Annotated in this window: 11 protein-coding genes and 1 pseudogene; 6 read left to right on the top strand and 6 right to left on the bottom strand. The window is 72.8% G+C overall.

Features of this window, described 5'->3' with window-relative positions; translation table 11 throughout:
• The first annotated feature begins 13 nt into the window (after positions 1-13).
• On the top strand, positions 14-1,102 hold the full coding sequence (locus tag ACZ3TI_RS18480; protein WP_465727448.1) for a radical SAM protein: 1,089 nt from the start codon (positions 14-16) through the stop codon (positions 1,100-1,102).
• Positions 1,103-1,262: 160 nt separating this feature from the next.
• Positions 1,263-1,411 (top strand): annotated as a pseudogene (locus ACZ3TI_RS18475) (glycosyltransferase family 2 protein); the annotation flags it as partial.
• 23 nt (positions 1,412-1,434) lie between these two features.
• Here ACZ3TI_RS18475 and ACZ3TI_RS18470 read toward each other — a convergent pair.
• The 3 genes from ACZ3TI_RS18470 to ACZ3TI_RS18460 all read right to left on the bottom strand — a co-directional run bounded on the left by ACZ3TI_RS18470 (position 1,435) and on the right by ACZ3TI_RS18460 (position 4,405).
• Complete coding sequence (locus ACZ3TI_RS18470; protein WP_465727446.1) at positions 1,435-2,346, bottom strand: 5'-3' exonuclease; 912 nt, start codon at positions 2,344-2,346, stop codon at positions 1,435-1,437.
• Positions 2,347-2,405: 59 nt separating this feature from the next.
• Entirely contained in the window at positions 2,406-3,467 is a 1,062-nt protein-coding gene (locus ACZ3TI_RS18465) for a cation diffusion facilitator family transporter (RefSeq protein ID WP_465727277.1), read from the bottom strand.
• A gap of 194 nt (positions 3,468-3,661) precedes the next feature.
• A complete protein-coding gene (locus ACZ3TI_RS18460; RefSeq protein WP_465727275.1) occupies positions 3,662-4,405 on the bottom strand; it encodes a gamma-glutamyl-gamma-aminobutyrate hydrolase family protein in 744 nt (247 codons plus the stop codon).
• A 179-nt stretch (positions 4,406-4,584) separates the two neighbouring features.
• Here ACZ3TI_RS18460 and ACZ3TI_RS18455 point away from each other — a divergent pair, with 179 nt between their 5' ends.
• The 4 genes from ACZ3TI_RS18455 to ACZ3TI_RS18440 all read left to right on the top strand — a co-directional run bounded on the left by ACZ3TI_RS18455 (position 4,585) and on the right by ACZ3TI_RS18440 (position 9,561).
• On the top strand, positions 4,585-6,000 hold the full coding sequence (locus tag ACZ3TI_RS18455) for a glutamine synthetase family protein (protein WP_465727273.1): 1,416 nt from the start codon (positions 4,585-4,587) through the stop codon (positions 5,998-6,000).
• A 35-nt stretch (positions 6,001-6,035) separates the two neighbouring features.
• Positions 6,036-7,433: an aldehyde dehydrogenase family protein gene (locus ACZ3TI_RS18450; protein WP_465727271.1), complete on the top strand. Its 1,398-nt coding sequence runs from the start codon at positions 6,036-6,038 to the stop codon at positions 7,431-7,433.
• 7 nt (positions 7,434-7,440) lie between these two features.
• Complete coding sequence (locus tag ACZ3TI_RS18445; protein WP_465727269.1) at positions 7,441-8,241, top strand: 3-oxoacyl-ACP reductase; 801 nt, start codon at positions 7,441-7,443, stop codon at positions 8,239-8,241.
• Positions 8,242-8,361: 120 nt separating this feature from the next.
• Complete coding sequence (locus tag ACZ3TI_RS18440) at positions 8,362-9,561, top strand: DUF2510 domain-containing protein (RefSeq protein ID WP_465727267.1); 1,200 nt, start codon at positions 8,362-8,364, stop codon at positions 9,559-9,561.
• Positions 9,562-9,684: 123 nt separating this feature from the next.
• Here ACZ3TI_RS18440 and ACZ3TI_RS18435 read toward each other — a convergent pair whose 3' ends face one another.
• From ACZ3TI_RS18435 to ACZ3TI_RS18425, 3 genes are all read right to left on the bottom strand, one after another.
• Positions 9,685-10,602: a lytic polysaccharide monooxygenase auxiliary activity family 9 protein gene (locus ACZ3TI_RS18435; protein WP_465727265.1), complete on the bottom strand. Its 918-nt coding sequence runs from the start codon at positions 10,600-10,602 to the stop codon at positions 9,685-9,687.
• Positions 10,603-10,843: 241 nt separating this feature from the next.
• Complete coding sequence (locus ACZ3TI_RS18430) at positions 10,844-11,137, bottom strand: hypothetical protein (RefSeq protein WP_465727263.1); 294 nt, start codon at positions 11,135-11,137, stop codon at positions 10,844-10,846.
• A 37-nt stretch (positions 11,138-11,174) separates the two neighbouring features.
• The gene (locus tag ACZ3TI_RS18425; protein ID WP_465727261.1) at positions 11,175-12,392 is read right to left on the bottom strand and encodes an amino acid deaminase/aldolase; all 1,218 of its coding nucleotides are present in this window, start codon (positions 12,390-12,392) and stop codon (positions 11,175-11,177) included.
• Positions 12,393-12,450 lie beyond the last annotated feature (58 nt).

The raw sequence follows: 12,450 nt of genomic DNA, 5'->3' as shown, positions 1-12,450 counted from the left end.
GCATGCCTTGTCAGTGACCCAACACCCGGCGATCCGGGTCGTCCGGGACAGGACCATCCGCATCAAGGTGATCGACGACTGCGGGTTGGCCCGCACGTTCTGCCACAACGAGGGAACTCCGGTCACCGCCGACAACCGGGGCCGTACGGAACTGCCCTTCGGCGCGGGACCGGGCAAGACCGGACGCGTGTCGATCTACAGCGAGACGAACGGCGTTGACTTCCTCGCCGCGAAGATGCCTCCGGACATGTCCTTCCGGCGTGCGGTGCGGACCGTGGCGATGGCGTTCGACGCCAGCGAGGTCCACCTCACCGGAGGGGAGCCCACCCTCCACACGGAGGTGTCCGCACTGGTCGCCTCGCTCACCGGCATGGGCCTGAGCGTCGGTATGACCAGTAACGGGGAGCGCGGTCGGCAGGTGATGCCGGACTGCTCGGTGGCCGGTCTCAACCGGGTCAACGTCTCGGTCTTCGGCACCACTGCCGAAGAACTCCAGGCCGTTCAGCCCGAGCGCTTCAGAGCGGCGGGTCTGGCCGAGACGAAGATCCGTGCTGCGGAGCAGACGATCCGGGCCGCCGTCTCCAACGGCGTGAAGGCGTCCGTGAACATCGTCGTTCCCGGAATGGCCCACGTGGGCCGGGTCGTCAACCTGGTCGAGTCGTACGGCCAGTTCGCGGACGTGCGGATGCTCACCAGCATCCAGGACGGAGCGGAGTCGATCGCGGCGATCTCCGAAGTGCTGGCCCGCGTCGGCGCGGAACCGGTGCTTCGGACGTTCACTGCCGGCACCTCCGACGAACGCACTCTCTACCGGGCACTCGGCAGCCGGGCGGTCTACGTCAAGCGGCTGCTGCCGGTGCGGCTCCCGGACACCTGTGCGTCGTGCCGGTTCAACAACGACACGGACTGCCAGGAGGGCTACTACGGTATCCGCCTCTACCTCACCGACCAGGGGGAGTACATGGTCGGCGTCTGCATCCAGCGGATGGACCTCTGCGTGCCGGTGGCCGAGCTGGCGAAGAGCGGGATCGTGGATGAGGTGCAGGCTTTCAAGGATGCCGAAGTCCGGCGGCTGACGAGCGAGTACGGCGCCGCGGCCTGAGCCGAATCAGAGCGACGAACTTGACTGCCACGCGTGACCTTTGCGGCCTCGCTCGACCCGAGCGGGGCCGCCGACCGCAACTCCCCTGCTCTGCGACACGGGGGGGTGCTGGGCTGGCAGACGGCAGGAAGCGGCCGTGTCGCGTAGCAGCTGAATCCACACGCTCGCGAGCCGGCCCCCGATGGCCGGCCTCAAGGCGTGGTGGGGCGGTTTCTTCGAGGGGGTGCGCACCCCGTGCCCGCCGCGCCGTCCGCTGGGATGGGGCACGGTGTGGCGGATGGCGCGGTTGGCCGGCCGCCGGTGGTCTGACGGCCGGCGCCCGGGTCGTGGCCTCAGCGCGCCGCCAGGGCCTCCAGGAGGCGCTCCAGGGAGGTGCCGAGGCCCCAGCGGGTGGAGAGTTCCTCGAGGGTCATGGGGTCAAGGGGTTCGCGGGGGAGTTCGGGGTCGAAGGCGGGGAGGGGGGCGTCGGCGGCGACGCGGACGACCGTCGGGGCGACGTCGAGGTAGGCGGAGCCTTCGACGATGTTGCGGCGGCGGGCGGGGGTGAGCTTCGACCCCACGTCCAGGGCGGCGGCGCGGATGGCCGCGAGGTCGCCGTACTCGTTGATCAGCTGGGCGGCGGTCTTCTCGCCGATGCCCTTGACGCCGGGCAGGCCGTCGGACGGGTCGCCGCGTAGGGCGGCCATGTCGGCGTACTGGGCGCCGCGCACGCCGTACTTCTCGAGCAGCAGGGCATCGTCGGTGACCTGCAGGTTGCCCATGCCCTTGACCGGGTAGAGCACGGTGATCCCGCGGGCGTCGTCCACGAGTTGGAAGAGGTCGCGGTCCCCGGTGACGATCTGCACCGGGCCCTCGGCGCGGGCGGTGAGGGTGCCGATGACGTCGTCCGCCTCGTAGCCGGGGGAGCCGACCCGGGCGATGCCGAGGGCGTCCAGCACCTGCTCGATCACCGGGACCTGCGGGGCCAGCGTGTCGGGCACCTCCTCCTCGCCGGCCGCAGCGGCCTCGGGAGCCTCGGCGACCCGATGGGTCTTGTACGAGGGGACGAGGTCGACCCGCCACTGCGGGCGCCAGTCGGCGTCCATGCAGGCGACCAACTGGTCGGGCCGGTGGTCGTGGACCAGCCGGGCGATGAAGTCCAGCAGGCCGCGGACGGCGTTGACCGGCTCTCCCTGCGGCGAGCGCAGGGAGTCCGGTACGCCGTAGTAGGCCCGGAAGTACAGGCTGGCGGAGTCGAGCAGCATCAGTCGCGGTGCGGTCACGTGTCAGATCATGCCGTACGGGGGTGACGGACCGCGGGTTCTCAGTGCTCGTGCGGCCCCGCGCGGTGGACCGGGCCGTGGGCGTCGGCGCAGTGCTCGGCGGTGGTGTCGCCCGGTGCGGAGATCTGCAGCAGCGCGCCCGCCTCGTCCTCGCCGACGTGGTCGACCTGCAGGGTGCTGTGGGTGATCCCGTACTCGTCGGCCAGTCGGCGCTGGAGCTGGCGCCGGACGGCGTGGCAGTCGCCGCCGGGGGTGACCAGGATGTGCGCGGACAGCGCCGGCTGGCCGGAGGTGATCTCCCAGATGTGCAGGTCGTGGATCTCCTCGACCAACGACTCGGTGACCATCCGGTCCGCGACTGCGTCCGGGTCGATCCCGGCGGGGGCGGCCTCCAGGAAGATCCGCCCGGAGTCCCGGACGAGTGCGATGCCGGCCTTGAGCATCAGGGCGACGACGATCAGCGAGGCGATGGCGTCGGCCCGGGCGAAGCCGGTGAGCAGGACGATCAGGCCGGCGACGGCGGTGGCGATGAACGCGTACAGGTCGGTGAGGACGTGCTGGAAGGCGCCCTCGACGTTCAGCGAGGTCCGGTTGGCCTTGGACATGCACCAGGTGGCCGCGAGGTTGACCACGATCCCGACCAGCGCGGTGACCAGCACCAGCGAGCCGGTGACCTCCGGCGGCTCGATCAGCCGGGTGATGCTCTCGTAGCCCAGCCAGGCCGAGAGCACCAGCAGGGTGACTCCGTTGGCCTGCGCGGAGAGGATCTCGGCACGCTTGAGGCCGTAGGTGTAGCCGCCGCGGGCCGGGCGGGCGGCGAGCCGCATCGCGACCAGGGCGAGCACGATCGACGCGGCGTCGGTGAGCATGTGCGCCGCGTCGGAGATCAGCGCGAGGGACTGGGCGGCGAAGCCGACCACGACCTCGCCGGCCATGAAGACGACGATCAGGGCGAGGGCGCTGAGCAGCCAGCGGCGGTCGGCGTCGGCGGAGACGCCGTGCGAGTGCCCGCCGTGACCCCCGTGGCCATGACCTCCGTGCCCGCTCCCGCCGTGCTTGTGGTCATGCGCATGATCATCGTGTGAATGCTCGTGCCTGGCCATGGAAGTCCTCTCCGGGTGCACGGGTGGGAACGGGGGCGCGGTGCGACCGCCCTGCAACCGAAGTGAACCGCAGAATCGACAAAGATCCAAAGGCTGTACTGGTGACCGTTGTCGTTGCCGTTCGGACGGCCGCACCCGGCGCACGCCGCAGCCGTCCGACCAGCAGAAATCCCCAGCGCCGGTGCCCAGTTGAGCTATCCCAGCGCCACCGCGTCCAGGACCGCGGCGTCCAGGGTCGCGGCGGTGGCCGCCCGGACCAGGGCGCGCATCAGCCGCAGGTCGTCCCCCTGCTCGGGGTGCCACTGCACGCCGAGCGTGAACCCCGGCCCCTCCACCGCCTCCACCGTCCCGTCCGGCGCGTGGGCGCTGACCCGCAGGCCCGCCCCGAGCCGGTCGACGGCCTGGTGGTGGAAGGTCGGCACCTCCAGCTCGCTCTCCGGCAGCAGCCCGCCCAGCAGCGTCCCGGGCACCGGCCGCACCAGGTGCGCGCCGTAGCGTCCCGGCGCGCCGCCGTGCACGTCCACCGGCACCACGTCCGGCAGGTGCTGCACCAGCGTCCCGCCGCACACCACGTTCAGGACCTGCATCCCCCGGCAGACCCCCAGCAGCGGCATCCCCGCCGCGAGCGCCGCCCGCAGCAGGGCGACCTCCCAGGCGTCCCGCTCCGGAGAGTCCACCTCGGTCGCCGGATGGGCCGGCTCGCCGTAGTACGCCGGGTCGATGTCCGGCCCGCCCGCGATGACCAGGGCGTCCAGCCGGGCCAGCACCTCGGGCGCGCGCTCGGGGGCGTCGGGCGGCAGGAGGACGGCGATCCCGCCGGAGTCCCGGATCTGCGCGGTGTACCGCTCGGGGACGAGGGCCACCCGCCGACCCCGCCAGTTGCTCCAACTCACGTCCACCAGATAGGTGCTGACGCCGATCAAAGGCCTGCGATCCATGGCGCGCATTCTCCTCCCGAACCGCCTGATCCGCCGTCAACCACGCATATCGGCGCGCCACGCCTGCCCGCCCTCTTCCGCCCCGCGAGTCGCAGGCCGTACGGTTCGCTGTGACCGCTTGATCTCGAAGAGTGATCGAGAACCTTCTGTGCTCCACAGACTGGAAGGAGGGTTACGCCATGTCCGGGAACTCCGCATCCGGGAACACCGCATCCGGGAACACCCCCGCGGGCTCGCCGCCCCGGCCGCCGCTGACCCTGGACGAGCTGCGCACCCTGGTGGACGCCGGCGAGGTGCACACCGTGGCGCTCGCGTTCACCGACATGCAGGGCCGCCTGCAGGGCAAGCGCTTCGCCGCCCGGTTCTTCCTCGACGAGGTCGCCGAGCACGGCGCCGAGGCCTGCGACTATCTGCTCGCCGTCGACGTCGACCTCAACACCGTGGACGGCTACGCCTTCTCCTCCTGGGCCACCGGCTACGGCGACTTCGCGATGCGCCCCGACCTCGGCACCCTGCGGCTGACCCCCTGGCAGCCCGGTACCGCCCAGGTCACCGCCGACCTCGCCCGGCACGGCGGGCACCCGGTGGACGCCGCCCCGCGCCAGCTGCTGCGCCGCCAGATCGCCCGGCTCGCCGAGTACGGCCTGGCCGCCGACATCGGCACCGAACTGGAGTTCCTGGTCTTCCGCGACACCTACGAGCAGGCCTGGCTCGGCGGCTACCGCGGCCTGACCCCGGCGAACCTCTACAACGTGGACTACTCGATGCTGGGCACCGCCCGGGTCGAGCCGCTGCTGTCCCGGATCCGCAACGACATGGCCGGCGCCGGCCTGGTCGTGGAGTCCGCGAAGGGCGAGTGCAACCTCGGCCAGCACGAGATCGCCTTCCGCTACGCCGACGCCCTCACCACCTGCGACCAGCACAGCGTCTACAAGACCGGCGCCAAGGAGATCGCCGCCCAACTCGGCTGCGCGCTCACCTTCATGGCCAAGTACGACGAGCGCGAGGGCAACAGCTGCCACATCCACCTCTCGCTGCGCGACGCCGTCGGCGCCCCGGCCTTCGCCGACCGGGACGGCCGGATGACCGACACCATGCGGCACTTCCTGGCGGGCCAGCTGGCCGCGCTGCGCGAGTTCAGCGTGCTCTACGCCCCGAACATCAACTCCTACAAGCGCTACCGACCGGGCTCGTTCGCCCCGACCGCCGTCGCCTGGGGCCGGGACAACCGCACCTGCGCCTACCGGGTGGTCGGCCACGGCCCCGGCCTGCGGATGGAGAACCGGGTGCCCGGCGGCGACGTCAACCCGTACCTCGCGGTGGCCGGGATGATCGCGGCCGGCCTGTACGGGCTGCAGCGCAAGCTGGAGCTGCCCGCGCCCTGCCTGGGCAACGCCTACGCGGTCGAGGAGTACGCCCGGGTGCCCGTGTCGCTGCGCGAGGCCGCCGACGCGTGGGCGCAGAGCGAACTGGCCCGGGAGGCGTTCGGCGACGACGTGGTCGACCACTACCTCAACATGGCGCGGGTCGAGCAGGCCGCCTACGACGGCGCCGTCACCGACTGGGAGCGCTACCGATCCTTCGAACGGATGTGACGCCGCATGACCGACGGAACCGACGGACGTGACGCATGAGTGACGGAACCGATGGACGTGGCCGCGCGACCGGGCCGACCGCGAGCACCGTCCGCAACCCCGCCACCGGCGAGGTCCTCGCCACCGTCCCCGACACCACCGCCGAGCGGCTGGACGCCGCCGTCCGGCGCGCCCTCGACGCCCAGGAGGGCTGGGCAGCCCTCGCCCCCGGTGAACGCGCCCGGCTGCTGCGCCGCTTCGCCGACCAGGTGGAGGTGCACGTCCCCGAGCTGGTGGCCCTGGAAGTCAGCGAGGCCGGGCACACCCTGGGCAACGCCCGCTGGGAGGCCGGCAACGTCCGCGACCTGCTGGAGTACGCGGCCGGGGGAGTGGAGCGCCTGACCGGCCGGCAGATCCCGGTGCCCGGCGGCCTGGACGTGACCTTCCACGAACCGGTCGGCGTGGTCGGGGTGATCGCGCCGTGGAACTTCCCGATGCCGATCGCCGCCTGGGGCTTCGCCCCCGCCCTGGCCGCCGGCAACGCCGTCCTGCTCAAGCCCGCCGAGGCGACTCCGCTGACCGCCCTGCGGCTGGCCGAACTCGCCCTGGCGGCAGGCCTGCCCGAGGGCCTGTTCCAGGTCGTCCCCGGCGCGGGCGCCACCACCGGCCGCGCGCTGGTGGACCACCCGGCGGTCGGCAAGATCGTCTTCACCGGCTCCACCGCCGTCGGCAAGGAGGTCGCCGCCCGCTGCGCCGCCCGCGCCAAGCGGGTCACCCTGGAACTCGGCGGCAAGAGCCCGAACATCGTCTTCGCCGACGCCGACCTGGCCCGCGCCGCCGACCCGATGTCCTTCGCCGACAACAGCGGCCAGGACTGCTGCGCCCGCAGCCGGATCCTGGTCCAGCGCGAGGTCTACGAGGACTTCCTCGCCCTGCTGCTGCCCGCCGTCGAGACCCTGCGCACCGGCGACCCGACCGACCCGGAGACCCAGCTCGGCCCGCTGATCTCGGCCGCCCAGGTCCGCCGGGTGGCCTCCTACGTCACCCCCGAACTGCCGGTGCTCGCCCGCGGCAAGGTGCCGGACGGCCCCGGCTACTGGTACCCGCCGACCGTCCTCGCGCCCGCCGACCCGCAGCTCCCGTCGGTCACCGAGGAGATCTTCGGCCCGGTCGCCGCCGTCCTGCCGTTCACCGACGAGGCCGACGCCCTGCGGCTGGCCAACGCCACCCGCTACGGCCTCTCCGGCTCGATCTGGACCAGGGACGTCGGGCGCGCGCTGCGCCTGGCCCGGGGCGTACGGGCGGGCAACCTGTCGGTCAACTCGCACTCCTCGGTGCGCTACTGGACGCCCTTCGGGGGCTTCGGCGAGTCCGGGGTGGGCCGCGAGCTCGGGCCGGACGCGCTGCGCCACTTCACCGAGACCAAGAACGTCTTCATCCACAGCGAGGAGTGACAGCCCGATGAGCGAGAAGCACGCCGCGCAGGACGAGGCGGTCTGCCGCCGGCTGGTCGGCCGCACCGCCGTGGTCACCGGTGCGGGCAGCGGCATCGGCCTGGCCACCGCCCGCCGGCTCGCCTCGGAGGGGGCGAAGGTGGTCTGCGCCGACCTCGACGAGGAGACCGGGCGGGCCGCCGCCAAGGAGGTCGGCGGGCTGTTCGTGCACACCGACGTCACCGACCCGTACATGGTCGAGGCGCTGTTCGACGAGGCGTACGAGACCTACGGCAGCGTGGACGTCGCGTTCAACAACGCGGGGATCTCCCCGCCGGAGGACGACTCGATCCTGACCACCGGCCTGGACGCCTGGCGCAAGGTCCAGGAGGTCAACCTGACCTCGGTCTACCTGTGCTGCAAGGCCGCGCTGCCGTACATGCGCCGGCACGGGCGGGGCTCGATCATCAACACCGCCAGCTTCGTGGCCCGGATGGGCGCCGCGACCTCGCAGATCTCCTACACCGCCTCCAAGGGCGGGGTGCTCGCGATGTCCCGCGAGTTGGGCGTGCAGTTCGCCCGGGAGGGGATCCGGGTGAACGCGCTCTCGCCGGGGCCGGTGGACACCCCGCTGCTGCGCGAGCTGTTCGCCAAGGACCCGGAGCGGGCCGCCCGCCGGCTGGTGCACATCCCGCTCGGCCGGTTCGCCCGGGCCGAGGAGATCGCCGCCGCGGTGGCCTTCCTGGCCAGCGACGACTCCTCGTTCATCACGGCGAGCGAGTTCCTGGTGGACGGCGGCATCTCGGGGGCGTACGTCACCCCGCTGTAGGCCCGGGCTGCGGGCGCGGGCTGTGCCCGACGGGCTTCTCACCGTAATCTCATCGAAAACCGCGGAATTCGGCTGCCGCGCTGATTTCGCGTTTATCCGGCTGGCTTTAGATTCTCTGCTGTGAGTGAGCAGATCCCCGCCGGGTGGTACCCGGACCCCAAGGACACCACCGGCGACCCGAGACCGCAGCGGTGGTGGGACGGCAAGGGCTGGACGGCCAACACCCGGCCCGCGCCCTCGGACGCCCCGGCGCCGGTCGCCTCGGAGCCCGCCGCCTCGGAGTCGCCCGTCTCGGAGTCGCCCGTCTCGGAGCCGGCCGCCTCGGCGGCCGAGGCTCCGGGGCCGGGGACGGCCGAGCAGCCCACGGTGCTGGAGGGCGAGGTCCTGGAGAGCGGATCGACCGTCCGCTACCCGGAGCCGCCGCCTTTCGGCGCGGCCTACGGCTCGCCCCTGCCGCCGCCGCGCAAGCCGTGGCGCAAGCCCTCCAAGCTGGTCGTGGCGACCGCCGTCGCCGCCCTGCTCGGCCTCGGCGCGGGCTCCGGGATCACCTACCTGGCGATGGACGGCCACGGGGACAAGGGCAGGCCGACCGCCCAGCACCCCCCGCGCGGCGGCTTCGGGCCCTGGGGCGGCTACCCGGGCCTCGGCGGCGGCAACGGCGGCGACAGCGGTGGTGACAACGGCGGTACCGGCGGCAACGGCAACGGCGGCAGCGGGGACGGCAAGGGCAGCGGCAAGGGCAACGGCAACGGCAAGGTCCGGCCCGGCGCCGACACGGCGATCGACGTGGTGAACCGGCTCACCCTGCCGGTCCCGAACGGCTGGCAGGCCACCACCACCGGCAAGGGCTACGCCATGATCACCGTCGGCTCGTACACCTGCGCGGACGGGACCGGCGAGTGCACCCTCGGTGGGGTGAACACCGGCCGGATCGACGGCGGCGGCACCGACGCCCAGGCGGCGGCCAAGGCGGACATCGCGAAGGCCGTCAAGGAGTCGTACGGCGACGTCACCGGGCACCAGGAGCTCAAGTCCGAGGCCGTCAAGGTCAACGGGCAGGACGGCTACCTGGTCCGCTGGAAGGTGGACGCGCCCAAGGGCAACAACGGCTACGTGCAGACCGTGGTCTTCCCGTCCGCCGACGGCAAGGCGCTGGTCTCGGTGCACTTCGGCTTCGACATCGCCGACAAGGCGCCGGACGTCGCCGTGATGGACACCATCGTCAAGGGCATCACCGACTACAAGGGCAAGCTGCCGAGCATCCCCGGGCTGCCCGGTTCGGGCTCCGGCGGTGCAGGGGCCCCGGGCCCCACCACCTGAGCCCCGCGCTCCTCACACGGCGGCGGCCCGCCCGGGAGGGAAACCTCCGGGCGGGCCGCCGCGTCATGCGGTGACGGAACCGGGCCGGACGGGGGTGTGGCCGGCCCGGCCCCGCATCCGGCGTCAGCCGTCGCGTCGAACAGCCTCGACACGACGGCGCCGGAGCACCATGCCGGCCCAGCCGACGCCGATCGCGGCGGCACCGGCGAGCAGCAGTGGACCGGTGGCCGAGGTGCCGGCCACGGCCGCGGTGGTGGTCGGGACGATCTGGCCGGCCGGGGCGTTCGGGTCCCCGCCGTGGCCGTGGTGGGCGACGGTGGACCTGGGGGCGTCGGCGGCGATCTGGGCGTCGCTGGGCGCGGCCGGGGCCTGCACGGCGAGCGCCGGGGCAGCGGCGGCGGTGGTCGAGCCGAAGTCGACGTCGGAGCAGCTGTAGAACGCCTCCGGGCTGTCGCTGCGCTGCCAGACCGTGTACAGCAGCTGGCGGCCGGTGCGCTGCGGCAGGGTGCCGGAGTAGGCGTAGTACCCGTCGGTGGCCGTCCGGGTGACCTGCACCTGGGCCACCGGGGTCGGGTCGAGGTCCGACCACTTCAGCGGCTTGGTGGGGTCGTAGCTCGGCTTGGTGATGTAGACGGTCTGGGTGCCGAGGTGCGGCGCGGTGGTGCGGAACTGGAAGGTGAACGCGCCGGCCTTGACCGGGGTGGCCGGCCAGTCGGTGCGCGGCCAGTCCAGCGCCTTGTACTTGTCGCGGTTGGCCGAGCAGAGCCTGCCGTCCGGGATCAGCGCCTGGTGGTTGCCCGCGGCGTTGGCGATGTTGACCTCGTTCCAGTCGTACAGCGGCTGGGTGCCGCTCGCGGCGACGAGGTCCTTGCAGACCTGGGACACCGGGTGCTCGGGCCCCTCCGCGTAGCAGGCGGCGACCCGGCTGACGGGGTTGGTCATCGTGCCGTGGGCGCTGGCGGTGCCGGCGGTGGTCGCGGCCACCGCGAGGACCGCGGCGCCGACCACGCCGACGGACAGGGCACTTCGCTTGATGGACATGGGGTGGGGACTCCTTGACCGTCGTTCCGGGCGAGCGTGGGGGAACGGGCACGCCTGCCCGTTCGGGAGCCGCCGGCCCGGCGCGCGACCCCCGGCCAGAGCGTAGGATTGGTCTGGACCAGAGCGCAATAGCCGGGCGTGCGGCACTTGTTGACGGACTGTAGGGCCCGGAGCAGCGCAAAGGCCCGACGGAAGGCCGAAGTTAGCCATCCCATCGGGCCTGGTTAAGGCTGCGGAAAGGTCAGCTCCTCATGTCGCGGGCCGTGACGGTGCCGGCCTGGATCACGATGCCGCCGCTGACGGTCATGTCCTTGAGGTTGTTGTGGATGACGTTGGCCGGCTGATCGGTCTGCTTGGGGCTGAACTCGTCCAGGATCGACCGGAGTTCGGCGAGCGCCTCCGGGTTGTTCAGCAGCGCCCGGCGAAGTCGACGCTTCCACTGGGTGGCCTCTCCCGCGCCGAGTTCCGGGTCCTCGGAGATCTCGACCTGGATCTCGTCCAGCTCCTTCCATGCCGCTCCCCTCGTCACTGCCACCTGTCGGCACCACGGTAGGGCAAAGGCGGACGAAGCGTCAGAGGAACGTCTTCCCCTCACCCCGGTACGTCGGCACCGTCCGCACGACGCGGTCGCCCTCGATCAGGTGCAGCTCGGCGAAGCGCTCGCACAGTTCGCCCGCCTTGGCGTGGCGGAACCAGACCCGGTCGCCGATCAGCAGGTCGTCCGCGGCCGAGCCGAGCAGCGGGGTCTGGACCTCCCCGGCGCCCTCCATCGGGTCGTAGCGCAGGCCCGGGGGCAGGTACGGCACCGGTGAGCGGTCCGGGCCGGCCGCGCCGGAGGCCGGGTAGCCGCCGCCGAGCACGGTCACCACGCCGACGCCGGGGCGACGCACCACCGGCTGTCCGAACAGGGCGGCCGGACGGCCGCGGAACGAGCGGTAGTTGTCGAACAGCTGCGGCGCGTACAGCCCGGAGCCGGCCGCGACCTCGGTGACGGCGCGCTCGGCCACGGTGGACTCCACGCTGCCGGTGCCGCCGCCGTTGACGAACTCCAGCTCGGCCACCCGCCGCAGCCGCCGGACCACCGCCGCGCGCCGCTCGGCCAGTTCGGCCCGGGACTTGGCCTGCATCAGTCGGATCAGCTGCGAGCGCACCGGCCGTCCGGGCACCCGGTCGCCCACCCCGGCGACGTGCCCCTCGTACGCCATCAGGCCGACCACCCGGAAGCCCGGGCGCTGGTGGACGAGTTCGGCGAAGGTGCCGAGGTCCTCGGGGGTGCGCAGCGGCGAGCGGCGGGCGCCGACCCGGACGCGTCCGCCCAGCAGGTGCAGCGAGGTGTCCAGTTCCAGGCAGACCCGGACCTCGGCGGCGCCGGCCCGGGCCTTGTCGATGAGGTCCAGCTGGGCCGGGTCGTCCAGGACGACGGTGACCTCCCGGGCGAGCTCCGGGTCGGCGGTCAGTTCGGCGTAGCCGTCCCGGTCGGCGGAGGGGTAGGCGAGCAGGATGTCGCGGACGCCGGCGCGGGCCAGCCAGAGCGACTCGTCCAGAGTGAAGGTCATCACCCCGGCGAAGCCGTCCATGGCCAGCACCCGCTCCAGCAGCGCCCGGCAGCGCACCGACTTGCTGGCCACCCGGACCGGCTTGCCGCCCGCCCGGCGCATCAGGTCGGCGGCGTTGGCGTCGAACGCGGCGAGGTCCACGACGGCCACCGGGCCGTCGAGGTGGGCGGTGGCGCGGTCGTACCGGAGGCGGTCGGAGACCGGGGCGGGCGCGGGTGCGTCGAGGATCACCATGGCCGCAGGGTGCCACAGCGGACTACCGGCCGGTAGGGGGTGCGTGCAGGGAAGTGAG

It is taken from the genome of Kitasatospora sp. NPDC023120, assembly GCF_055560835.1.
This window is presented reverse-complemented; position numbering and strand designations above follow the sequence as displayed.

What these genes read in the sequence shown, in the direction of transcription:
- ACZ3TI_RS18470 (WP_465727446.1), bottom strand. Translation starts at nt 2,346, where the DNA reads ATGCTGCTCGACTCCGCCAGCCTGTACTTCCGGGCCTACTACGGCGTA.
- ACZ3TI_RS18465 (WP_465727277.1), bottom strand. Translation starts at nt 3,467, where the DNA reads ATGGCCAGGCACGAGCATTCACACGATGATCATGCGCATGACCACAAG.
- ACZ3TI_RS18460 (WP_465727275.1), bottom strand. Translation starts at nt 4,405, where the DNA reads ATGGATCGCAGGCCTTTGATCGGCGTCAGCACCTATCTGGTGGACGTG.
- ACZ3TI_RS18455 (WP_465727273.1), top strand. Translation starts at nt 4,585, where the DNA reads ATGTCCGGGAACTCCGCATCCGGGAACACCGCATCCGGGAACACCCCC.
- ACZ3TI_RS18450 (WP_465727271.1), top strand. Translation starts at nt 6,036, where the DNA reads ATGAGTGACGGAACCGATGGACGTGGCCGCGCGACCGGGCCGACCGCG.
- ACZ3TI_RS18445 (WP_465727269.1), top strand. Translation starts at nt 7,441, where the DNA reads ATGAGCGAGAAGCACGCCGCGCAGGACGAGGCGGTCTGCCGCCGGCTG.
- ACZ3TI_RS18435 (WP_465727265.1), bottom strand. Translation starts at nt 10,602, where the DNA reads ATGTCCATCAAGCGAAGTGCCCTGTCCGTCGGCGTGGTCGGCGCCGCG.
- ACZ3TI_RS18425 (WP_465727261.1), bottom strand. Translation starts at nt 12,392, where the DNA reads ATGGTGATCCTCGACGCACCCGCGCCCGCCCCGGTCTCCGACCGCCTC.